Source organism: Phenylobacterium sp. (genome assembly GCF_041913825.1).
Lineage (GTDB): Bacteria > Pseudomonadota > Alphaproteobacteria > Caulobacterales > Caulobacteraceae > Phenylobacterium.
In genome coordinates, this window is sequence record NZ_JAYSEO010000013.1 from 22,756 (window position 1) to 45,087 (window position 22,332).

At 71.4% G+C, this 22,332-nt stretch carries 17 protein-coding genes; 16 read left to right on the forward strand and 1 reads right to left on the reverse strand.

Annotated elements, in window-relative coordinates; translation table 11 throughout:
- Positions 1-17: 17 nt before the first annotated feature.
- The 12 genes from ACE3Q8_RS12660 to ACE3Q8_RS12715 all read left to right on the forward strand — a co-directional run bounded on the left by ACE3Q8_RS12660 (position 18) and on the right by ACE3Q8_RS12715 (position 13,642).
- Positions 18-2,321: a TonB-dependent receptor gene (locus ACE3Q8_RS12660; RefSeq protein WP_374470635.1), complete on the forward strand. Its 2,304-nt coding sequence runs from the start codon at positions 18-20 to the stop codon at positions 2,319-2,321.
- A gap of 47 nt (positions 2,322-2,368) precedes the next feature.
- Entirely contained in the window at positions 2,369-2,905 is a 537-nt protein-coding gene (locus ACE3Q8_RS12665) for a TetR family transcriptional regulator C-terminal domain-containing protein (protein WP_374470742.1), read from the forward strand.
- 15 nt (positions 2,906-2,920) lie between these two features.
- On the forward strand, positions 2,921-4,042 hold the full coding sequence (locus ACE3Q8_RS12670) for an aromatic ring-hydroxylating dioxygenase subunit alpha (RefSeq protein ID WP_374470636.1): 1,122 nt from the start codon (positions 2,921-2,923) through the stop codon (positions 4,040-4,042).
- Between the two features lies 1 nt (position 4,043).
- Complete coding sequence (locus ACE3Q8_RS12675) at positions 4,044-5,642, forward strand: phytoene desaturase family protein (RefSeq protein WP_374470637.1); 1,599 nt, start codon at positions 4,044-4,046, stop codon at positions 5,640-5,642.
- 130 nt (positions 5,643-5,772) lie between these two features.
- Positions 5,773-6,999 carry an amino acid permease gene (locus ACE3Q8_RS12680; RefSeq protein ID WP_374470638.1) on the forward strand — a complete coding sequence of 409 codons (1,227 nt, stop codon included), beginning with the start codon at positions 5,773-5,775 and terminating at the stop codon, positions 6,997-6,999.
- 85 nt (positions 7,000-7,084) lie between these two features.
- Positions 7,085-7,552 (forward strand): hypothetical protein, encoded by a 468-nt coding sequence (locus ACE3Q8_RS12685; protein ID WP_374470639.1) that lies wholly within the window; start codon positions 7,085-7,087, stop codon positions 7,550-7,552.
- Positions 7,553-7,644: 92 nt separating this feature from the next.
- Positions 7,645-8,274: a DUF4129 domain-containing protein gene (locus ACE3Q8_RS12690; RefSeq protein WP_374470640.1), complete on the forward strand. Its 630-nt coding sequence runs from the start codon at positions 7,645-7,647 to the stop codon at positions 8,272-8,274.
- On the forward strand, positions 8,271-9,494 hold the full coding sequence (locus ACE3Q8_RS12695; protein WP_374470641.1) for a DUF4350 domain-containing protein: 1,224 nt from the start codon (positions 8,271-8,273) through the stop codon (positions 9,492-9,494). Before ACE3Q8_RS12690 ends, ACE3Q8_RS12695 begins: the two co-directional genes overlap by 4 nt.
- Positions 9,481-10,437 (forward strand): AAA family ATPase, encoded by a 957-nt coding sequence (locus ACE3Q8_RS12700; RefSeq protein WP_374470642.1) that lies wholly within the window; start codon positions 9,481-9,483, stop codon positions 10,435-10,437. The genes ACE3Q8_RS12695 and ACE3Q8_RS12700 overlap by 14 nt, the downstream gene beginning before the upstream one ends.
- A 3-nt stretch (positions 10,438-10,440) precedes the next feature.
- Positions 10,441-11,754 carry a DUF58 domain-containing protein gene (locus tag ACE3Q8_RS12705; protein ID WP_374470643.1) on the forward strand — a complete coding sequence of 438 codons (1,314 nt, stop codon included), beginning with the start codon at positions 10,441-10,443 and terminating at the stop codon, positions 11,752-11,754.
- On the forward strand, positions 11,754-12,752 hold the full coding sequence (locus tag ACE3Q8_RS12710; protein WP_374470644.1) for a stage II sporulation protein M: 999 nt from the start codon (positions 11,754-11,756) through the stop codon (positions 12,750-12,752). Before ACE3Q8_RS12705 ends, ACE3Q8_RS12710 begins: the two co-directional genes overlap by 1 nt.
- Positions 12,749-13,642 carry an RDD family protein gene (locus ACE3Q8_RS12715; RefSeq protein ID WP_374470645.1) on the forward strand — a complete coding sequence of 298 codons (894 nt, stop codon included), beginning with the start codon at positions 12,749-12,751 and terminating at the stop codon, positions 13,640-13,642. The genes ACE3Q8_RS12710 and ACE3Q8_RS12715 overlap by 4 nt, the downstream gene beginning before the upstream one ends.
- Here the strand turns inward: ACE3Q8_RS12715 and ACE3Q8_RS12720 are convergent.
- Entirely contained in the window at positions 13,639-14,409 is a 771-nt protein-coding gene (locus ACE3Q8_RS12720; RefSeq protein WP_374470646.1) for a glycerophosphoryl diester phosphodiesterase membrane domain-containing protein, read from the reverse strand. The two genes, ACE3Q8_RS12715 and ACE3Q8_RS12720, sit on opposite strands and share 4 nt — an antisense overlap.
- Positions 14,410-14,611: 202 nt before the next feature.
- Between ACE3Q8_RS12720 and ACE3Q8_RS12725 the strand changes: the two genes are divergently transcribed.
- From ACE3Q8_RS12725 to ACE3Q8_RS12740, 4 genes are read left to right on the forward strand one after another with little or no spacing between them, the layout of a single operon-like run.
- Positions 14,612-15,712: an endo-1,4-beta-xylanase gene (locus ACE3Q8_RS12725; protein ID WP_374470647.1), complete on the forward strand. Its 1,101-nt coding sequence runs from the start codon at positions 14,612-14,614 to the stop codon at positions 15,710-15,712.
- Positions 15,703-17,352 (forward strand): glycoside hydrolase family 43 protein, encoded by a 1,650-nt coding sequence (locus ACE3Q8_RS12730; protein WP_374470648.1) that lies wholly within the window; start codon positions 15,703-15,705, stop codon positions 17,350-17,352. The genes ACE3Q8_RS12725 and ACE3Q8_RS12730 overlap by 10 nt, the downstream gene beginning before the upstream one ends.
- Positions 17,349-19,733, forward strand: coding sequence for a glycoside hydrolase family 3 N-terminal domain-containing protein (locus ACE3Q8_RS12735; protein WP_374470649.1), 2,385 nt, complete (start codon positions 17,349-17,351; stop codon positions 19,731-19,733). The genes ACE3Q8_RS12730 and ACE3Q8_RS12735 overlap by 4 nt, the downstream gene beginning before the upstream one ends.
- Positions 19,730-22,327 carry a glycosyl hydrolase 115 family protein gene (locus ACE3Q8_RS12740; RefSeq protein WP_374470650.1) on the forward strand — a complete coding sequence of 866 codons (2,598 nt, stop codon included), beginning with the start codon at positions 19,730-19,732 and terminating at the stop codon, positions 22,325-22,327. Before ACE3Q8_RS12735 ends, ACE3Q8_RS12740 begins: the two co-directional genes overlap by 4 nt.
- Positions 22,328-22,332 lie beyond the last annotated feature (5 nt).

Below are 22,332 nucleotides of genomic sequence, written 5' to 3' on the forward strand. Positions count from 1 at the left end.
AAGAAGAGGGGGTGCGTATGAGTTCTAGATCGACCCGCAGGCTGGGGGCGCTGCTCGCCACCAGCATGCTCACGGGCCTCGCCGCGCCGGCGCTCGCCCAGTCCGGGCCTCAGCTCGAAGAGGTGGTGGTCACCGCGCAGAAGCGCTCCGAGAACCTGCAGGACGTGCCGGTCAGCGTGCAGGCGCTGGGCGCCGAGCGGCTGGACGAGCTGCAGGTGACGGACATGGCCGACTACGCGCGCTTCCTGCCGAACGTCACCATCCAGACGGCCGCGCCGGGCTTCTCGACCATCTACATGCGCGGCGTCGCGTCAGGGGAGAACAACAACCATTCCGGCCCGCTGCCCAGCGTCGCCGTCTACCTGGACGAACAACCGGTCACGACCATCACCGGCCCGCTCGACATCCACGTGTACGACATCGAGCGCGTGGAGGTGCTGTCCGGTCCGCAGGGCACGCTCTACGGGGCGAGCGCCCAGGCCGGCACCATCCGGATCATCACCAACAAGCCGACGCCGGCCGGCTTCGAGGCGGGCTACGACCTCGACCTCAACAAGTTCAGCCACGGCGACGTGGGTTATGGCGTCGAGGGCTTCGTCAACCAGCCGCTTGGCGACAACATGGCCGTGCGCCTGGTCGCCTGGGCCGAGCACGACGGCGGCTACATCGACAACGTGCCGGGCACGCTCACCTATCCCACGGGCCCGGTGACGGTGAACAACGCCGCCCTGGTGGAGGACGACTACAACGAGGTGGACATCTACGGCGCGCGCGCCGCCCTGCGTATCGACCTCGACGACAACTGGAGCATCACGCCGAGCATCAACGCCCAGCGCACCGAGGCCGACGGCAACTTCTCGTACGATCCGGGCAAGGGCGACCTGAAGGTGAGCCGTTACCGCCCGGAGCGCGGCGACGACAAGTGGGTTCAGGCCGCGCTCACCGTCGAGGGCGCCATCTCCAACCTCGACGTGGTCTACGCCGGCGCGCTGATGAAGCGCTGGGTCGACACCGAGTCCGACTATTCGGACTACTCGTACTTCTACGACACCCTGGCCGGCTACGGCGCCTACTGGACGGACGACGCGGGCAATCCGCACGACATCAGCCAGTACATCCAGGGCAAGGACGCCTACAAGAAGCAGAGCCACGAGCTCCGCGTCTCCAGCCCGGCGGAGCATCGCCTGCGCGGCACGGCCGGCCTGTTCTACCAGCGCCAGACCCACAACATTCAGCAGCGCTACAAGATCGACGCCCTGGCCGCCGCCACCGAGGTGCCCGGCTGGCCGGACACCATCTGGCTGACCAAGCAGCTTCGGGTCGACCGGGACTACGCGGCCTTCGCCGACGCCTCGTTCGACCTCACCGACCAACTGACGCTGAACGGCGGGATCCGCTTCTTCAAGGCGAAGAACTCCCTCGAAGGCTTCTTCGGGTTCGGCGAGGGCTACAGCGGCAGCACCGGGGTCGCGGCCTGCTTCGGCCCGGCGATCGTCGAGGGCGGACCCTGCACCAACGTGGACAAGGTCACCAAGGACTCCGGCCACACCTACCGGCTGAACGCCGAGTACGAGTTCGACGACGACCGCATGGTTTACGTCACCTACTCCACCGGCTACCGGCCGGGCGGCATCAATCGGCGGGGCACCCTGCCGCCCTACGAGTCCGACTACCTGAAGAACCTCGAGTTCGGCTGGAAGACCATGTGGCTCGACAACCGCCTGCGGTGGAACGGCGCGGTCTATTCCGAGAAGTGGGACGACTTCCAGTTCTCGTTCCTGGGGGCCAACGGCCTCACCGAGATCCGCAACGCGGGCAAGGCCAAGATGAAGGGGGTGGAGACTGACTTCAGCTTCGCCGCCACCGAGGGCCTGACGCTGAACGGCGCGCTCGCCTATACGGACGCCGAGCTGGACGAGGACTACGTTCCCGATCCCAGCGAGCCGCCCACCGCCCTGAAGGGGACCAGCCTGCCCGTGACGCCGAAATTCCGGGGCTCGCTGACCGCGCGCTACGAGTGGACCTTTGGCGACATGGACGCCCACCTGCAGGGCGCGCTGGCGCACACGGGATCGGCCTGGCCGGACCTGCAGTCGCAGGACCGCGCGGTGGTCGGCAAGCTGCCGGCCTACACCACCGTCGACCTCGCCGCCGGCGTGCAGCGCGACAACTGGCGCTTCGAGGCCTACGTGAAGAACCTGTTCGACGAGAACGGCCAGATCGACCGCGGCGTGCAGTGCGTCTCCTCGGTCTGCACGCGGGTGTTCGTCACCCCGATCCGGCCGCGGCTGATCGGCGTCCGCTTCGGACAGTCATTCTGAGCGGACGGTTCTCCCGGGAGCCGACCGAGGTCCGCCGCGAGGCGCTGATCGAGGCGGCTGTGGCCAGCCTGGCCGACCGGGGGCTGGGAGCGGTGTCGGTGCGGGACGTGGCGCGGCGCGCCGGCGTCTCGCCCGGCCTCGTCCGCCACCACTTCGGCGGCTTCGGTCAACTCCTGATCGAGGCCTACCGGTCGGTGACGAGCCGCGTCGACGCCCAAATCGACGCGGCGCTCGCCGCCGCCGGAGAGGACCCCCAGGCGCGGTTCGACGCCTTCCTGGAAGCGAGCTTCTCGCCCGCCATCGTCGACCGTGACCTGCTGTCGGCCTGGCTGGGATTCTGGGGCCTGGTCCGCACCGACGCGGCGGCGGCGGCCGTGCACGCGGAGACCTTCGCCGCCTACCGCGCCCGATTGGAGGGCCTGCTCGCCGGCCTGGGCGTGGCCGAGCCCAGGCTCGCGGCGCTCGGTCTTTCAGCACTGCTGGACGGACTCTGGCTCGAATTGTGCCTCGACCCCGCGACCTTCACGCCAGACGAGGCCGTGAGGCTGGCCCGCCACTGGGCGGCTTGCTATACGAGCGTATAGCAAGCGGAGGCGAACGTGGATCTGGAACAGAGCCTTCCCGCCTGGATCTACGCCGATCCCGGCTTCTTCGAGCGCGAGCGGCAGACGGTGTTCCGCACCGGCTGGCAGGTGGTGTGCCACGTGAATGACGTGCCCAACGCCGGCGACTACCAGACCCTCGACATCCTTGGGGAGCGGGTGGTCGCGGTGCGCGGCGACGATGGCGAGGTGCGCAGCTTCCACAACGCCTGCCGCCACCGCGCCGCGCGGCTGGTGGACGGATCCGAAGGCAACTGCGGGCACCGGCTGGTCTGCCCGTACCACGCCTGGAGCTACGGCCTCGACGGGGCCCTCCGCAACGTGCCGCGGTGGCAGGGCTTCGAGGGGATGGACCTGGCCAGCCACGGCCTGAAGCCGGTGGAGCAGGAGGTCTGGCGCGGGTTCGTCTTCGTCCGCTTCGCGCCGGGCCTGCCCAGCGTCGCCGAGATGATGGCCCCCTACGAGGCCGAGATCGACCCGCACGGCTTCGAGGGCCTGCAGCCGCAGGGCCGCGTCACGCTCCGCCCGCGGCCGGTCAACTGGAAGAACGTCGCCGACAACTACGCCGACGCCCTGCACATCCCCGTGGCGCACCCCGGGCTCACCCGGCTGTTTGGTCCGAGCTACGCCATGAAGGCCGGGGAGTGGACCGACACGCTCTGGGGCGACATCACCGAGACGCCCTCGCCCAACTGGGTGGAGCGGAACTACCAGGCGCTGCTGGACAACTTCGACCACCTGCCGCCGGAGAGCAGGCGTCGGTGGAGCTATTATCGGCTGTGGCCGAACATGGCCTTCGACGTCTACCCGGACCAGGTCGACTTCATGCAGTTCATCCCGGTCTCGCCCACCGAGACGTTGATCCGCGAGATCGCCTACGTGCGGCCCGACGCGCGCCGGGAGGTGAGGGCCGCCCGCTACCTCAACTGGCGCATCAACCGGCAGGTCAACGCCGAGGACACCGTGCTGATCGCCCGCGTGCAGGAGGGGATGGCCACCTCCGGCTACGTCAGCGGCCCGCTCGGACCCGGCGAGGTCTGCCTCTCGGCCTTCGCCCGCCGGCTGAGGTCGATGATCCCGGAAGCCGCCCTTGACCACGCCCCCAGGGAAGCCGCCTGAGATGACGAAGACCGATGTCGTGGTGGTCGGCGGCGGCCACAATGGGCTGACCTGCGCCGCCTACCTGGCCGCAGCCGGGATGAAGGTGACCGTTCTGGAGCGCCGGGCCGTGGTCGGCGGCGCGGCCGTCACCGAGGAATTCCACCCCGGCTTCCGCAATTCGGTGGCCAGCTACACCGTCTCGCTCCTGAACCCCCAGGTGATCCGCGACCTCGACCTGCACCGCCACGGACTGAAGGTGGTCGAGCGGAAGATGTCCAACTTCCTGCCGCTGGACGGCGATTCGTTCAGCGTAGGGGAGGGGCGGACCAAGGCCGAGGTGGCGCGGTTCTCGGTCCGCGACGCCGAGCGGCTCGACGACTACGGCGACCGGCTGGAGCGTATCGCCGACGTGCTGCGCGAGCTCGTCCTGATGACTCCCCCGAACCTGGTCGAGGGCGGCCTCGCCCAGGCGGTCCCGGAGCTCCTGAAGAGCGCCGCGCTCGGCAGGCGCCTGTCGAAGCTCGACATGACTGGCAAGCGCGACCTGCTGGCCCTGTTCTCCCAATCGGCCGGAGACTGGCTCGACGGTTGGTTCGAGGGCGACCCGATCAAGGCCGCCTACGGCTTCGATGGGGTGGTGGGCAACTACGCCAGCCCCTACACACCGGGGTCGGCCTATGTGCTGCTGCACCACGTGTTCGGCGAGGTGAACGGCAAGAAGGGCGCCTGGGGCCACGCCATCGGCGGCATGGGCGCGATCACCCAGGCCATGGCCGCCTGCTGCCGCGAACGCGGGGTTGAGATCCGCACGGGGGTCGGCGTCGCCGAGGTGCTGACACGCCACGGCCGGGCGACCGGGGTGGTGACCGAGTCCGGCGAGACGATCGAGGCCCGTGCGGTGGTGTCCAACCTCCACCCGCGCCTGCTGTTCGGCAGCCTGGTGGACCCCGGCGTCCAGCCGGCCGACTTCCGCGAGCGGATCGGCCGCTACCGCTCAGGATCCGGCACCTTCCGGATGAACGTGGCGCTCTCCGAACTGCCGCGGTTCACGGTGAAGCCGGAGCCCGGCGACCATCTTACCGCCGGCATCATCATCGCTCCCACGCTGGCCTACATGGACCGCGCCTACATGGACGCCCGCGTCCACGGCTGGTCCCGCGAGCCCATCGTCGAGATGCTGATCCCGTCCACCCTGGACGACAGCCTGGCGCCGGCCGGACAGCACGTGGCCAGTCTGTTCTGCCAGCAGGTCGCGCCTGTCCTGCCGGACGGCCGCGGCTGGGACGAGTGCCGCGACGAGGTGGCGGACCTGATGATCGAGACGGTCGACCGTCATGCGCCCGGCTTCAAGGCCTCGGTGGTTGGACGCCAGGTCCTCTCGCCGCTCGACCTGGAGCGCACCTTCGGCCTCGTCGGCGGGGACATCATGCACGGCAACCTCAGCCTGGATCAGATGTTCTCGGCGCGGCCGGTGCTGGGGGCCGGCGACTACCGGACGCCGTTGGCGGGGCTCTACCAGTGCGGCGCGGGCACGCACCCGGGCGGCGGTGTCACCGGCGCGCCCGGCCACAACGCCGCGCGCGAGGTGATCCGCGACGCGAAGCGGCGGCGGTTCTGACGCGGCCGGAAGGCTCCCCGCTCGCCTTGGCCGCCCCTCGTGCAGATCTCCATGATCGCAGAGGGTGCCAAACGGTGGCGGCCGGTGTTTATGGATCCCCGGCGCAGGGCCGGGGATGACGAGCGGGACAGTGGCCGAGACACCGAAGCAGAAGGGGCTCGGGCCTCTAACCGCGACCTTCCTGGTGGCCGGCAACATGGTCGGCTCGGGGCTCTTCCTGCTGCCGGCGTCGCTGGCCACGGTGGGCAGCGCCAGCCTGATCGGCTGGGCCATCGCCGGCGCGGGCGCGCTCGCCATCGCCGGCGTGTTCGCCTTCCTGGGGGCGATCCGGCCGGACCCCAACGGCCTCGTGCGCTACCCGGCCGAAGGCCTGCACCCGGCCGCCGGGTTCGTCGCCTGGCTCGCCTACTGGCTCTCCTGCTGGGTCGGTAACGTCGCCATCGCTCTGGCCGCGGTGGGCTACCTGGCCGTCTTCCTGCCGCAGCTCATCGGCCCCTGGCCGACGGCGCTGTCCGCTATCGGCGCCATCTGGCTGATGACGCTGGCCAACCTGAAGGGGCCGCGGGCGGTGGGCTGGCTCTCGGGCTCCACCCTGCTCATCGGGCTCGTGCCGATCCTGGCGGCGACCATCTTCGGCCTGCTGGCCTTCGACCCCGAGGTGTTCGCCGCCTCTTGGAACGTGAGCGGCCAGCCGCTGACCCACGCCATCCCAGCCAGCCTGGTGACCATCTTCTGGGCCTACCTCGGCCTCGAGAGCGCAGCGATCGCGGCCAAGGCGGTGGACAACCCGCAGCGCAACCTGCCGATCGCCGCGCTCGGCGGCGTTCTCCTGGCGTCGGTGATCTACGCGGCCGCGACCGCGGCAGTGATGGGGGTGATCCCGGCGGCGGAGCTCGCCCGCTCGACCGCGCCCTTCGCAGACGTCGTACAGCGGCTGGTCGGCCCCGTGGCGGGGGCGGTCGTCGCGGCCTGCGCCCTGGCCAAGACACTAGGGACGCTCGCCGGCTGGCTGCTGGTGGCCGCCGAGGCCGGCGCCTCGGGCGCGGCGAACGGTTACCTGCCCCGGATCATTGGCGGCGAGCCCGGTTCGCGCCTGCCGGTGCGCGGCGTGCTCGCCACCGCCGTCCTGATGTCGCTGACCGCGCTCGTCACCGTCTCGCCCACCCTGACGAAGCAGTTCAACGCCCTGATCAACGCCGCCGTGCTCGCCAACCTTGCGGTGTACCTGCTGTGCGCGGCCGCCCTGGCGCGCTTCTCGAAGGGGCTGCGGCCTGGTCCGCGGGCGGCGGCCCGCGCCGTCGCCGTGCTGGCCGCGGCCTTCTGCGGCTGGGCCACCTTCGCCTTCGTCGCCGGCTGATCCGTAACGGCGTTCTGCGGGCTTGCGGCGCAGCCGTGCGCGGCGCAACCTCCTCCTCGGGTGATAAGAACGGGGAGGAAACCGAATGCGCACCCTGCTGATCGCGGCGCTGCTGACCGGCGGTGTCGCTCTGAGCGGCTGCGAGGGCTCCAAGAGCGAAGCTGCCGCGCCGGCCCCTGCCGCCAAGCCCAAGTCTCTGGCCCGGCCGGCCCAGATGTACGCCGGCCAGGAGCAGATCCTCAGCGTCTCGAAGGGCGAGCTGGAGATGGACGGCGGCAAGCTGATCCTGAAGGTCGAGGGCGCCACCCCGGCGGCTGGCTACACCGACGCCGCCTTCCTGCCGAGGATCTACGCCGCCCAGCCCAAGGACGGGATCTACGAGGTGGATGTCATCGCCACCCGGCCGGAAGGGGCCGCGGCCCAGGCGGTGACGCCCATCGAGGTCGAACGGGCCTGGGCGGGCTATCCGAAGGACCGGCTGAAGGGGGTGAAGTTCATGGCCAAGACCAACGAGGTCGTCGCCATGCTGCCCGCGGCGCCGGCGGGATCCTGATCCCGCGCGGCGCGAGCCGGGCTGACGGGGGGCTGGGGCTGGGCTAGCCTGCCGCCGCGCGCCGCGTGGCCGCGCGGTGAGAAGGAGCGTGCGTGGCGGCAGGCGCGTCGGCGTCGGGTGCGGGAGCGGCGGGGCAGGACCTCGCCGCGGCCCACAAGGCGTTGCTCGACACCCCCGGCATCCAGTTCGACTTCCAGCGCGTCGTGCCGCCCGAGCCGCCCACCTGGCTGGACGACCTCGTCCGCCTGCTCTCGGCGCTCGCTCCCTTCGTCAAGCCGGTGTTCTGGGTGCTGGTGATCGCCGGGGCGGCGCTGATCCTGTGGTTCGTGGTCGCCGAGGTGGCGGGCCTGAAGCTCGGGTCGCGCAAGCGCCAGGCCGCTGGCGCCACCGACTGGCGGCCCGACGCGGCGCACGCCCGTGCGCTGCTGGACGACGCCGACCGGCTGGCGGCGGAAGGACGGTTCGGCGAGGCGATCCACCTCCTGCTGTTCCGCAGTATCGACGACCTGGCGGGCCGCCGCCCCGGGCTGGTGCGCCCGGCCCTGACCAGCCGCGACATCGCCCGGCTGGACGCCCTGCCCGGCGAGGCACGCGCCGCCTTCGCCCGCATCGCCGAGGCGGTGGAGCGGAGCTTCTTCGGCGGCCGCAGCGTCGGCCAGGACGAGTTCCGCGCCGCCCGCGCCGACTACGAGGCCTTCGCCTTCGCCGGGGCCTGGCGGTGAGCGCGCTGGCGGACGCACAGCCGAAGCCGCCGGCGTTCTCCCCGCGGACTGTGCTGGCGCTCGTCCTGGTGGGCGTGCTGTCGTTCTCCGCCCTGGCCGTGCTGTCGGCCTACGCCCCCGACCTGCGGGCCGGCCTGGATCCCGGGGCGCACGCGCTCTCGTCGTCCGCGGTGGGCTATCGCGGGGCGACCGTCATGCTGGAGGCGCGGAACATCCCCGCCGTGGTGAGCCGCACCACGCCGCGGGGGAAAGAGCTCGAAGGCGTTCTGCTGGTGCTGACGCCGGACGCCGGCGTGCGCGCGCAGGAGATCACCGCCTTCCCGGCCGCCGACCGCACCCTGATCGTGCTGCCCAAGTGGTCCGTCCAGCGCGACCCGCTGAGGCCCGGCCAGGTACGGAAGGCCGGTGTCGCCTCGCCGCCGGCGACACAGATGCTCAGGCTCTTCTCGCGGACGAGCGAGCTGAACGTCCGCCCCGGCGTCTCGCGGCCACAGCTCCGCGGCGCGCCCGGCGGCTACATGGCAGGGACCTTCCTGCCGCTGGATGCCATTGACCGGCTCCAGACGCTCTCCGGCCCGGGCTGGGATCCTGTGCTGGTGGACGAGCAGGGCCGCGCCGTTCTGGCCCGGTCGAAGGCGCGGCCGGAGACCTTCGTCCTGAGCGACCCGGACCTGCTCAACAACCAGGGCATCGCGCGGTTCGCCAACGCGCGCGCCGGCATGGCCGTGCTGGACAGCCTTCGCACCGACCGCGGCGTGCGCTTCGACGTGACCCTCAACGGCATCAAGCGGGGGCGGGGGCTCGGCCGGCTGATGCTGGAGCCGCCGTGGCTCGCCGCCACCCTCTGCGCCGTGGCCGCCGCGGTCCTGATGGGCCTGCACGCGCTGGCGCGCTTCGGGCCGGCGCAGGTCCGGGGCCGGGCCTTCGCGCTCGGTAAGGCGGCGCTGGTGGACAACTCTGCTGGGCTGGTCCGCATGGCTCGTCGCGAGACCGAGATGGGGCCGGCGTATGTGGCGCTCTCCAAGGCCCTGATCGCCCGCGCCGCGGGCGCGGACCGGAACGACGACACCTGGCTGACCGAGGTCGCCCGCCTGCGTGGCGCGGCGACGCCGGCCGAACTGGAAGCCGAGATGCAGCGGGCCACCACGCGGGAGACGCTCGCCGAGGCGGCGCGCCGGCTGCACGACTGGAGACTGGAGATGACGCGTGAACGTCGATGAGGTGAAGGCCCTCGCCGAGCAGGTGCGGGCGGAGATCGGCAAGGCCATCGTCGGCCAGTCGGAGACGGTGGACCTGCTGCTCACCGCCTTGTTCGCGCGCGGTCACGTCCTGCTGGAAGGGCCGCCCGGCACCGCCAAGACCTTCCTGGCCCAGTGCTTCGCCCGCACGTTGGACCTCGGCTTCGGGCGCATCCAGTTCACGCCCGACCTGATGCCCGCCGACATCATCGGGGCCAACCTGTTCAACTTCCAGACCTCCAGCTTCACCCTCAACCCGGGGCCGGTGTTCACCGAGCTGCTGCTGGCCGACGAGATCAACCGCACCCCGCCCAAGACCCAGGCCGCCCTCCTCGAGGCCATGCAGGAGCGGCGGGTGACCATCGACGGCAAGCCGCATCCGCTCTCGGACAGCTTCATGGTGGTCGCCACCCAGAACCCGCTGGAGCAGCAGGGCACCTATCCGCTGCCGGAGGCGCAGCTCGACCGGTTCCTGTTCAAGCAGGCGCTGCAGTACCCCAGCCGCCAGGAGGAACTGGCCATCGTCGCCGCCTATGGCGTCCAGAGCGGCCAGGCCGACCCGGCGAGGATCGGCGTGGCCAAGGTGGCCGGTGCGAAGGCGCTGGCTGCGGCCCACAGGGCGGTGGCCGGCGTGCGGCTGAACGACGATGTCGCCGCCTATGTGGTCGATCTCGTGCGGGCGACCCGCGAGACCAGCGATCTTTCGAGCGGCGCGTCGCCGCGCGCGGCGGCCCAACTCGCGCTCGCGGCCCGCGCGAGGGCGGCGCTAGACGGGCGCGACTACGCCATCCCCGACGACGTGAAGGCGCTCGCCCTGCCGGCCCTGCGCCACCGCGTCATCCTCTCGCCCGCCGCCGAGATCGAGGGGCGGCGCGCCGACGAGGTGATCCGCGGACTCGTGGAGCAGGCGGCGGCGCCGCGCTGATCCGTGACCCTCTACCCCACCCGACGGGCGATCCTGCTGACGGCCGCCGGCGCCCCGCTGGCGCTGGCGATGGCTGTGGCCGCGCCCCAGCTCTGGGTCGCGGCGGGCGCGTGGGTGGTCATGGCCGCGGGCCTGATGCTGGCCGACGCGCTGCTGTCGGCGAAGCCCGCGGCCGCGACGCTCGCCGTCTCCGCGCCGCGCACCGCCGGCGTCGGCCGCCCCGAGGCGGCCGAGGTGACCGCCGCCTCCGAGGGCGGCGCGCCCCAGCAGGTGGAGGTGGCCCTGGGCGGCAACGACCGCCTCGCCGTCTCGCCGGTCCGGCAGGTCGTCCGCCTCGCCTCGGGTTCGGCCCGGGCGACGTTCGAGCTGGCGCCCGGGCGGCGCGGGGAAGGGCGGCTGGAGCGCGTCTGGGCCCGCTGGCAGGGGCCGCTCGGGCTCGTCTGGCGCCAGCGCGAGGCCGCCCCCGCCCGCGAGGTCCTGGTGACGCCCGACGTGCAGGGGGTGAAGGAGGAGGCCCTGCGCCTGTTCGCCCGGGACGCGGCCTTCGGCATGAAGGCCCAGCTCGAGACCGGCGAGGGCTCAGATTTCCACGCGCTCAAGGAGTTCCAGACCGGGATGGACACCCGCGCCATCGACTGGAAGCAGAGCGCCCGTCACGCCAGACTTGTGGCCCGCGAGTTCCGGACCGAGCGGAACCACCACGTTATCCTGGCGATCGACTCCGGACGGCTGATGTCCGCGCCGCTGGCCGGCCTGGCGCGCGTCGACCACGCCATCAACGCCGCCCTGCTGCTCGCCTTCGTGGGACTGAAGCTGGGGGACCGGCTGGGCCTATTCGCCTTCGACTCGCGGCCGCGGGTGGCGAGCGGCGTGACCGCGGGCGCCCAGGCTTTCCCGCTGATCCAGCGCCTGGCGGCGGAGATCGACTATTCCGCGGAGGAGACCAACTTCACGCTCGGCCTGACCACTCTGGCCGGCCGCCTGGACCGCCGGGCGCTGGTGGTGGTCTTCACCGACTTCGCCGATCCGACCAGCGCCGAGCTGATGGTGGAGAACGTGCAGCGGCTGATGCGCACCCACCTCGTGCTCTTCGTGGTCTTCCGCGACCAGGAGTTGGAGGACCTCGTCCGCGCAGAGCCGAAGGACGCCGACGACGTCTCCCGCGCGGTGGTCGCCCAGGCCCTGCTGCGCCAGCGCGACGCGGTGGTGGGGCGGCTGAAGCGGCTGGGCGCCCAGATCGTCGAGGCCCCGGCCGGCGAGCTCGGGCCCGCGCTGGTGGGCGCCTACCTCGACACCAAGCGCCGGGAGCTCGTCTGATGGCCGAGCTGCAACTGAAGAGCCACCGGTTCCGGGACGAGCGCGAGGCCGACTGGCGGCGCCTGGAGGCCCTGCTGGCGAAGGCGGAAAAGGGCGATGCGCGCCGGCTCAGCCGCACGGAACTCCTGGAGATGCCGGTCCTCTACCAGCAGGCGCTCTCTTCCCTGTCGGTGGCCCGCTCCATCTCCCTCGACCAGAGCCTGATCGAGTACCTCGAGAGCCTCTGCACGCGGGCCTACTTCCTGGTCTACGGGACCCGCAGCCGCCTGGGCGAGCGGGTGGTCGGCTTCTTCCGCCGCGATTGGCCGCTCGCTGTGCGCGGGCTCTGGCGCGAAACGCTGGCGGCCGCGGCCATCATGGTGGTGGGCGCCGTCGTCGCCTTCATCCTCGTGGGTCAGGATCCGGACTGGTTCTACGGCTTCATCCCGGCCGAACTGGCCGGCGGGCGCGATCCCACCGCCACCGCCGACTTCCTGCGCGGCACGCTCTACCAGCCGGCGACGCTGAAGGACGGGCTGTCGACCATGGCCGCCTTCCTGTTCACCCACAATTCGCAGGTGGCGATCTTCGCCTTCGCCCTGGGGTTCGCGCTCTGCCTGCCGACCGCCGGGCTGATGCTCTACAACGGCTGCATGCTGGGGGCCTTCCTCGCCCTGTTCTCCACCCACGGCCTGACCGTCGAGGCGGTGGGCTGGCTGATGATCCATGGTGTGACCGAGCTCTTCGCCATCACCCTGGCCGGCGCAGCGGGCTTCTCCGTCGGCTGGGCCGTCGCTTTCCCCGGCGAGCGAACGCGGCTCGACGCGGCGGCGCATGCGGGCCGGCGCGCGGCCCTGGTCATGGCGGGCGTCGTCGTCATGCTGTTCGTGGCCGGCCTGCTGGAAGGCTTCGGACGCCAGCTCATCCGCGAGGACGCGGTGCGCTACGCGGTGGCGTTCGGCACCGGCCTCTTCTGGCTGGCCTACTTCTACCTGCCGCGCCGGCTCCGCGCGCCATGAGCCTCGCCGCAACCCCTCGCCGCACGCGGGAGCGCAGGCCGAGGACGCCGGACGACGGCTCGCGCGCCTTCGTCACGCCGGAGGGCGTGGACCTGCGGTTGAAGGTGGGCAGCTACGCCGAGCGCGCCGCCGCCTTCCTGCTGGACCTGGCGATCGTCGGCGGGTCGCTGGCTGCGCTCACCCTGTTGGTGGGCCTGGCGAGCTGGCGCCTGCGCCTCGGCTTCGCCATGGAGGCGGCGGCGATCATCTGGCTGCTGGGCTTCTTCGCCCTCCGCTACTTCTACTTCGTGGTGTTCGAGCTGCGGCCCGGCGCGGCGACGCCCGGCAAGCGGCGGCTCGGTCTGCGCGTCATCGCCCGCGACGGCGGCCGGCTGACCGCCGACGCGGTGTTCGCGCGAAACGCTATGCGCGAGCTCGAGGTCTTCCTGCCCGCCGCCTTCTTCCTCGCGCGCGGGCAGGGGGTGGACGCCTGGCTGATCACCCTGGGGGCGATCTGGAGCGGCGTCTTCGTGGTCTTCCCGCTGTTCAACCGCGACCGGTTGCGGCTGGGCGACATCGCGGCCGGGACAATGGTCGTCCATGCGCCCCGCCGCCTACTGCGGCCGGACCTCAGCCACTCGCCGCCGGCGCTGGGCATCGCCTTCAGCCAGGCGCAGCTCGACGCCTATGGGGTGAAGGAGCTGCACGTGCTCGAGGGCGTGCTGCGGTCGAAGGACCGCCGGACGATGTCCGAGGTCGCGCGCCGGATCCGGACCAAGATCGGCTGGGAAGGGCCGCAGGACCTCTCCGACCTCGCGTTTCTGTCGGCCTACTACGCGGGCCTCCGCGGACGGCTCGAGCAGCGCATGCTGTTCGGCCATCGGCGCAAGGACAAGTTCGACCGGCCCTAGTCGAAGATCGCCGCCAGCGCGTCGGGTGTCGCACCCTCCCGCACCCGCCGAAGCTCGGTGTAGAGCACCGCCGCGCCCGTGGCGCCGATCAGGCCGGAGATGACGTTGGTGACGACATTGATGACGATCTGGGCCGGGGTGATGTCGTCCGTGGACGTGTCGCCTATGACCCCGGCCACACCGGCCACCAGGCCGACGACCATGGTGATGGCGATGAACACCAGGACGTAGACCAGGAAGAGGCCGAAGATGCGCCAGCGGTTGCCGCGGGTGAGCTGCGCGCTGCGGCCGAACGTGTCCATGATGCCGATACGCTCGGCGATCAGCGCCGGCACGGCGGCGCACCAGGCCACGGCGATCATGATGCCCGGCACGATCAGCAGCAGCGTCCCGAAGCCCACCGCGAGGCCGTAGAGCAGGCTCACCGCGAAAAGGCCCAGGAAGTTGCGCAGGCCGATGGTCAGGCTGTCGGAGACGCTCACGCGACGGCCGTTCAGGTCATTGATCGTCCCGAAGATGAGCGCGCCCTGCAGGACCATGGCCATCACGCCGGAGATCAGGCCGGTGACCAGGAACCAGGACCAGCCGGCCACGGTGTTGGCCCGCGCAGCCTCCATCTGGAGGACGCCGACGATGGCCGTCGGCAGGCCGGTGAGGATCAGCGCCAGGACGAAGAAGGTGGCGAAGTTCCGGCCCAGGACGGCGAACGTCTCCTGGATCACCCGGCCGATCTCGAGCTTCTCCTCGGTCATCGTCGCCGTCGTCATTCTCGCGTCTCCTGAACCCAGGCAAAGCTAAGCACAGTGGGCGGCAGCTCGGCAAATGGGAGCGCTACCAGAAAGCGCTTGATTGGTCTGACCACGTCGTCCACAACAACAAACCATAAGGCCCGCGGCCACACGGCGCAGACGGGCCGGGACCAGGGAGGCCGTAATGCCGCGACAGGTTTCGCGAAGGCAGGCGCTGGCGATGGGCACAGGCGCCGCGCTTCTGGCGGGCGCGGCCGGTCCTGCCGACGGCCTCGACGGCCTGGCTCGCCGGAAGGGCCTCAGGTTCGGGACGGCGCTGGGCGTCGGGCGCCCGCCGAACAGCGGCCTCGACGACGCGGGCTACCGCGCCCTAATCGCCCGCGAGTGCGGGCTGATCGTCGCCGAGAACGAGCACAAGTGGTACGTGCTGCGGCCCTCCGCCGACCGGTTCGACTTCGGTCCGGCGGACCGGCTGGCGACCTTCGCCCGCGAGAACGGCCTAGGCTTCCGTGGCCACACCCTGTTGTGGAACCGCGACGAGTACTCCGCGAGGTGGCTGGCCTCGCACGACTTCGGACCGAACCCGCGGGCCGCCGCCGAGCGGATGCTGACGGATCACATCCGGACGGTCTGCGGCCGCTATCCGCAGATGAGCTCCTGGGACGTGGTCAACGAAACCGTCGACCCGGCCACGGGCGAGCTCCGCAACACGGTGATGGGCCGGGCCATCGGCCCGGAGATCGTCGAGGTGGCGTTCCACGCCGCCAAGGCCGCCGCGCCCAAGGCCAAGCTCGTCTACAACGACTACATGAACTTCGGCGTGGAGGAGGCGACGCACCGCAAGGGCGTGCTGAAGCTGCTCGAGCGCCTGAAGGCCCGCAACGCGCCCATCGACGCGTTGGGGATCCAGGGCCACATCGGCGGCGGGGTGGATTCCAGCGACGTGGCCCGCTTCTCGGCCGCCGACCAGCGCGACTGGCGCGCCTTCATCGACGAGGTCCGGGGCATGGGCCTCGACCTGCTGGTCACCGAGTTCGACGTCAACGACAAGGCCATGCCCGCCGACATCGCCAAGCGCGATGCGGAGCTCGCCGCCCTGGCCGGCGACTTCACCGCGCTGATGCTGGACTACCGCGAGCTGAAGCAGTTCCTCGTCTGGGGTCTGGCCGACCGCTACTCCTGGCTCCAGGGCACGTCCGCCCGCCGCGACGGCCTGCCGAAACGGCCGACCCCCTATGACGCCGAGCTGCGGGCCAAGCCAATGCGCGAAGCGCTGGCCGCCGCCTTCCGCGCCGCCCCGGAGCGCACGCCATGGGCATGATCCGCGCTGTGATCGCCGCGCTGGCGCTCGCCGGTCCCGCCGCCGCCGCCGAAGCGCGGTTCGACTGGTTCGACTACCGGGGCCTCGATCCCGCGCCGGCGGTGGGGCCCGGTCAGTTCCGCAATCCGGTGCTCACCGGCTTCTACCCAGACCCCAGCCTGACCCGGGCAGGCGACGCCTACTACCTGGCCACCTCGACCTTCGCCTACTTCCCCGGCCTGCCGGTGTTCCGGTCCACCGACCTCGTCACCTGGACCCAGGTGGGCAACGCCATCGACCGGCCCGGCCAGCTCGACTTCACCGGGCTCGGCCTGTCGCGCGGCGTGTTCGCGCCGGACATCAGCTTCCGGGACGGGACGTTCTACATCCTGAACACCTGCGTGGACTGCGGCGGGAACTACCTGCTGACGGCGAAGGACGCCGCCGGGCCGTGGTCCGACCCGATCTGGATCCGCGAGGTGGACGGGATCGACCCCTCGTTCTTCTTCGACGAGGACGGCAGGACCTACCTGCTGAACAACGGCCCGCCGGAGGGGACGCCGCTCTACGACGGCCACCGCGCTATCTGGATGCAGGCGTTCGACTTGAACGCCATGCGGCCGGTCGGCCCGCGCAAGGTGCTGGTCAACGGCGGCGTCGACATCTCCAAGAAGCCGGTCTGGATCGAGGGGCCGCACATCTACAAGGTGGACGGCTGGTACTACCTGAGCTGCGCGGAAGGCGGCACCTCGGTCGACCACTCCCAGGTCGTCCTGCGCAGCCGCGACGTCTGGGGGCCCTACCAGCCCTACGCCGGCAACCCCATCCTGACCCAGCGCCACCTGCCGGCGGATCGGCCCGACCCGATCACCTCGGCCGGTCACGCCGATCTGGTGCAGACGCCCACCGGCGAGTGGTGGGCGACGTTCCTGGCGACCCGGCCCTACACCGGCGACTTCTACAACACCGGCCGGGAGACCTTCCTGCTGCCGGTGACCTGGAAGGACGGCTGGCCCGTCATGCTGGAGGGGAATGCGGAGATTCCGAAGGTCCTGGCCCGGCCGGGCCTGCCGCCGGCCGGCGCGCAGCGGCCCGACGCGGTTCGGGAGGAGTTCGACGGCCGGGCCCTTGGGCCCGAGTGGATGACGCTGCGCACGCCCAGGAGCGTCTGGCACCGCCTGGAGGGCGGCGCGCTCCGGCTGACCGCCCGGCCCGTCCCCCTGGGCTCGCTTGGCCAGCCCTCCTACTTCGGCCGGCGCCAGCAGCACCTGTCGGCCAGCGCGGCCACCCGGGTGGCGTTCACGCCTGCCCGCGACGGCGACCGGGCCGGTCTCGCCGCCCTGCAGAGCGAGGGCTTCTTCTACCTGCTGAGCGTCAGCCGCGAGGGCGGACGCCCGGTGGTGAAGCTCGAGCGGCGCGCCGGCGATAAGGACCCGGCGCATGGCGTGGCGCTGGCCAGCGCACCGCTGCCCCGGTCGGGACCGGTCGAGCTGAAGATCACCGCTCGCGGCGGCCGCTACGACTTCGCCTACGCCGTCGAGCCCGGCCGCTACCGCACCCTGCTCGCCGACGCCGACGGGACGGTCCTCTCCACCAAGACGGCCGGCGGCTTCGTCGGCGTCACCTTTGGCCTCTACGCCTACTCGGAAGAGACCCCATGACCCACCTGACCCGACGCCAGATGGGCGCGAGCCTCGCCGCCGTGTCCGCCGCCATGGCCTCGCCCGCCGCCGCCCAGGGCCGGCCGCTCTACAAGGACGCCCGCGCGCCGATCCCCGCGCGTATCGACGACCTGCTGGGCCGGATGACCCTCGAGGAGAAGTGCGCCCAGCTCGTGGGCGTCTGGCTCAAGAAGGACAGCATCCAGACGCCGGAGGCGGAGTTCTCGGCCGCGAAGGCCGCCCAGGCCTTCCCGCACGGCCTCGGACAGATCTCCCGGCCCTCGGATCGCCGCGGCGCGAGCCAGGGGCCGCATGCCGGGGCCGCCGCCGGGACCATCAACCGCACGCCGGTGGAGACCGCCCGCTACATCAACGCCGCCCAGCGCTGGGCGGTGGAGCAGACCCGTCTGGGCATCCCGCTGCTGATGCATGAGGAGGCGCTGCACGGCTACACGGCGCGGGAGTCCACCAGCTTCCCGCAGGCCATCGCACTCGCCTCGTCCTGGGACCCGGTGCTCGTGGAGAAGGTGTTCGCCGTCGCGGCTCGCGAGATGCGCGCCCGCGGGGCCAACATCGCCCTGGCGCCGGTGGTCGACGTGGGCCGCGATCCCCGCTGGGGCCGGATCGAGGAGACGTACGGCGAGGATCCCTACCTGGTGTCGGAGATCGGCCTCGCCGCCATCCGCGGCTTCCAGGGTCGCACCCTGCCGCTCGCCAAGGACAAGGTCTTCGTCACCCTCAAGCACATGACCGGCCACGGGCAGCCCGAGAGCGGCCGCAACGTCGGCCCGGCGCAGATCTCGGAGCGCGCCCTGCGGGAGAACTTCTTCCCGCCCTTCGAGCGGGCGGTGAAGGAGGCGAACGCGCTCTCCGTCATGCCGTCGTACAACGAGATCGACGGGGTGCCGTCGCACGGTAACCGCTGGCTGCTGACCACGGTGCTCCGGCAGGAATGGGGCTTTCAGGGCGCGACGCTCAGCGACTACTTCGCGATCCGCGAGATGCTCGTCCGCCACCGGATGTTCGCCACGCCCGAGGACGCCGCGGTGGCCGCGCTCGATGCCGGCGTGGACGTCGAGCTGCCCGACGGCGAGTACTACAACGCCCTGCCCAAGCTGGTCCGCGATGGCCGCATCCGCCAGGACCAGATCGACGCCGCGGTCCGCCGTGTGCTGCGCCTGAAGTTCGAGGCCGGGCTGTTCGAAAATCCCTACGCCGACGAGCGGCGCGCCGATCGTCTCACCGCCACGCCGGACGCCATCGCGCTGGCCCGCGAGGCGGCGCGCCGGTGCATGGTGCTGCTGAAGAACGACAAGGGCCTGCTGCCGCTCGACGCCGGCAAGATCGGCCGGCTGGCCGTGCTGGGGACCCACGCCCGCGACACCCCGATCGGCGGCTACAGCGACATTCCCCGCAAGGTCGTGAGTGTGCTGGAGGGCATCCAGGCCGAAGCCCGCGGCAGGTTCCAGGTGGACTACGCCGAGGCGGTGCGGATCACCGAGGCCCGCGTCTGGGCGGCCGACGAGGTGAAGCTCGTGGACCCGGCGGTGAACGCGCGCCTGATCCGGGAGGCGGTGGAGGTCGCCCGCCGGGCCGACGTCGTGGTCATGGTGCTCGGCGACAACGAGCAGACCAGCCGCGAGGCCTGGGCCGACAACCACCTGGGCGACCGCACCTCGCTCGACCTTGTCGGCCAGCAGAACGACCTCGCGCGGGCGATCTTCGACCTCGGCAAGCCGACTGTCGTGGTGCTGCTGAATGGCCGACCGCTGTCGGTGAACCTGCTGGCCGAGCGCGCCGACGCCATTCTGGAGGGATGGTACCTCGGCCAGGAGACCGGCCATGGCGTCGCGGACATCCTGTTCGGCCACGCCAGCCCGGGCGGCAAGCTGCCCGTGACCATCCCGCGCAACGCCGGCCAGCTGCCGCTGGTGTACAACGCCAAGCCGACGGCGCGGCGGCCCTACCTGTTCGACGAGGGGACGCCGCTCTATCCGTTCGGCTTCGGCCTCAGCTACACGACGTTCGACATCTCGGCGCCGCGGATCGCCAAGGCGACGGTCGGCGCCAACGAGACCGTCCGGGTCGAGGTGGACGTGACCAACACCGGCGGCCGGGCCGGCGACGAGGTGGTCCAGCTCTATCTGCGCGACGAGGCGGCTTCGGTGACCCGGCCGCTGATGGAGCTGAAGCGTTTCCGCCGGGTGACGCTGGCGCCCGGCGCCCGCACGACAGTGGCCTTCGAGCTGACGCCGGCCGACCTCGCCATCTGGAACATCGACATGAAGCGGGTCGTGGAGCCAGGGGAATTCACCGTGATGGTCGGCCCGAACTCGGCCCAGACCAAGAGCGGCAAGTTCACGGTGGCGGCGCAGTCGTGAGGGTAGGCCTAGGCCTCGCCGCCCTGGCGGCGGCGATCGCCCTGAGTTCGGCGGCGGCGGCCTGCGAGACGCCGGTTTCCGTCTGCGAGCGGGTTTCGACGGGCGCGTTTCCGCTGATCCGCGCCGGCGCGCCGGCGGCTCTGCTGGTCGAGCCCTCGGCCGATCCGGCCGTCCGGCACGCAGCGGACGGTTTCGCCGCCGACCTGCAGCGCGTGAGCGGCCGACGGGCGGAGCGCATGGCGCGCCTCGACCAGGCTCGGGGCGACCTCGTGATCCTGGGCGTGCTCGGCCAGAGCCCGGTCATCGATGGTCTCGTGGCGGCAGGGAAGCTGCAGGCGACGGACCTCGCCGGCGAGTGGGAGGCCTTCCGCCAGGTGGTGATCGAGCGGCCGTTTCCGAACGTTCGGCGGGCGCTGGTGGTCGTCGGCTCCGACCGCCGCGGCGCGGTCTTCGGCGCCTACGACCTCTCGGAGAAGATCGGGGTTTCGCCCTGGTACTGGTTCGCCGACGTGCCGGTGGCCCGGCGCGCCGATCTCTATGTGACGGCGGGCGCCCGGCGCGACCAGCCGAAGGTGAAGTACCGCGGCTTCTTCATCAACGATGAGGCCCCGGCGCTGACCACCTGGGCCGAAGCGAAGTTCGGCGGCGCCAATTCGAGGATGTACGCCCACGTCTTCGAGCTGCTGCTGCGGATGAAGGGCAACTATCTCTGGCCGGCCATGTGGCAGCCCCGGGCCTTCAACGACGACGATCCCCGCAACATGGTCCTGGCCGACGAGATGGGCGTGGTGATGGGCACGTCCCACCACGAGCCCATGACCCGGGCCCACGACGAGTGGCATCGCAACCAGGACGGCGGCGTCGCGGGCGGGCGCTGGGACTACGCCACCAATGGCGAGAACCTCCGCCAGTTCTGGCGCGGCGGCATCGAGCGGATGATGTCAAAGGGCGACGGCCGCGGCTACGAGGCGGTGGTCACCGTCGGCATGCGCGGCGACGGCGACGAGGCCATGGGCGAGGCCACCGCCACCCAGCTTCTCGAGACCATCGTCGCCGACCAGCGGAAGATCATCGCCGACGTCACCGGCCGCCCGGCAGAGCAGACACCCCAGGTCTGGGCGCTCTACAAGGAGGTGCAGGACTACTATGACCACGGCATGAGGGTCCCGGACGACGTGACCCTGCTGTTCGCCGACGACAACTGGGGTCAGATCCGGCGCCTGCCCACGGGCGACCTCGGCCGCAAGGGCGGCTACGGCGTCTACTACCACTTCGACTACGTGGGCGCGCCGCGGAACTACAAGTGGCTCAACAACACCCAAATCGAGAAGACCTGGCAGCAGATGGACTTGGCGTACCGGCGCGGCGCGCGGGCGCTTTGGATCGTGAACGTTGGCGACATCAAGCCCATGGAGTTCCCGCTGAGCTTCTTCATGGACCAGGCCTGGGACCCCGAGGGGATGACCGTGGAGGCGATGGCGGCCTACCCCGCGGCCTGGGCCCGCAAGGCGTTCGGGCCGGCGAGCCGCGCCGAGGTGGGCGAGTTGATCACCCGCTACAGCAAGTTCGCCGCCCGCCGTAAGCCGGAGCTGATCGACGCCGCCAGTTTCCCGCTTGGGGAAGGCGCGGGCGACCGGCTGGATGGCGGCGAGTTCGGTCGCATGGTCGCCGAGTGGGACACGCTCGAACGCGACATGCTGCGGGTCAAGGGCAAGCTCCGGCCCGAGCAGCGGGACGCCTATCTCCAGCTCGTGGAGCATCCGGTGGCCGCCATGGCCAACCTCTACCGGCTCTACTACGCCGTGGCATGGAACCGCCGGCTGGCCGCCGCGAAGGATCCGCGCGCCAACGCCTTCGCCGATCAGGCGGAGGCCGCCTTCCGCCGCGACCAGGCGCTGACCGACGCCTATCATCGCGCCAACGGCGGCAAGTGGGACGGCATGATGAGCCAGACCCACATCGGCTACACGACCTGGCAGCAGCCGCCGGCGCAGGTCATGCCGCGGGTGGAGCGCGTGGACGCCACGCGGCCTGCCGAACCGCTCGCCTTCGCGCCGCCGTCCGCGGCGCCCGCCGGCGTGGTCGCCATCGAGGCGCCCCGCTTCCGTCGGTTCAGGAATGGCGCGGGCCTGGCGTGGCGGGTGATCCCCAACCTCGGCCGCACCCTGGGCGCGATCACCGCCCTGCCGCAAGGCCGCCCGGCGACCACGGCCGAGGACGGCGTGCGGGTGGAGTACGACATCGCCGTCGCAAAAGGCGGCGACCTCACCGTCCAGCTCTATCTGGCTCCGACCCTGGATACGACCGGCCGGGGTTCGCAGCGCATCGGCGTCTCGATCGACGACCGGCCGATGCTCACGCTCGTGGACAAGCTGCTGCCGTCGCCCACCGCCACGACGCTGGAGGAGCAGGCCGCCTGGAACAGGGCGGTGGAGGACAACGGCCGGGTGCTGGAGGCCACCTTCGCCGACGTGACAGCCGGCCCGCACGTCATCAAGGTCTGGCGTCTGGACGACAACATGGTCCTGCAGAAGATCGTCGCCGCCACCGCCCCGATCCCGATCAGCTACCTCGGGCCGGTCCCGGCGCCCTGAAGCCG

Bases quoted from the DNA above. Each gene is read 5' to 3' on its own strand.
- ACE3Q8_RS12715 (WP_374470645.1), top strand. From the start codon at position 12,749: ATGAGCCTCGCCGCAACCCCTCGCCGCACGCGGGAGCGCAGGCCGAGG.
- ACE3Q8_RS12730 (WP_374470648.1), top strand. From the start codon at position 15,703: ATGGGCATGATCCGCGCTGTGATCGCCGCGCTGGCGCTCGCCGGTCCC.
- ACE3Q8_RS12725 (WP_374470647.1), top strand. From the start codon at position 14,612: ATGGGCACAGGCGCCGCGCTTCTGGCGGGCGCGGCCGGTCCTGCCGAC.
- ACE3Q8_RS12685 (WP_374470639.1), top strand. From the start codon at position 7,085: ATGCGCACCCTGCTGATCGCGGCGCTGCTGACCGGCGGTGTCGCTCTG.
- ACE3Q8_RS12720 (WP_374470646.1), bottom strand. From the start codon at position 14,409: ATGACGACGGCGACGATGACCGAGGAGAAGCTCGAGATCGGCCGGGTG.
- ACE3Q8_RS12660 (WP_374470635.1), top strand. From the start codon at position 18: ATGAGTTCTAGATCGACCCGCAGGCTGGGGGCGCTGCTCGCCACCAGC.
- ACE3Q8_RS12735 (WP_374470649.1), top strand. From the start codon at position 17,349: ATGACCCACCTGACCCGACGCCAGATGGGCGCGAGCCTCGCCGCCGTG.
- ACE3Q8_RS12675 (WP_374470637.1), top strand. From the start codon at position 4,044: ATGACGAAGACCGATGTCGTGGTGGTCGGCGGCGGCCACAATGGGCTG.
- ACE3Q8_RS12710 (WP_374470644.1), top strand. From the start codon at position 11,754: ATGGCCGAGCTGCAACTGAAGAGCCACCGGTTCCGGGACGAGCGCGAG.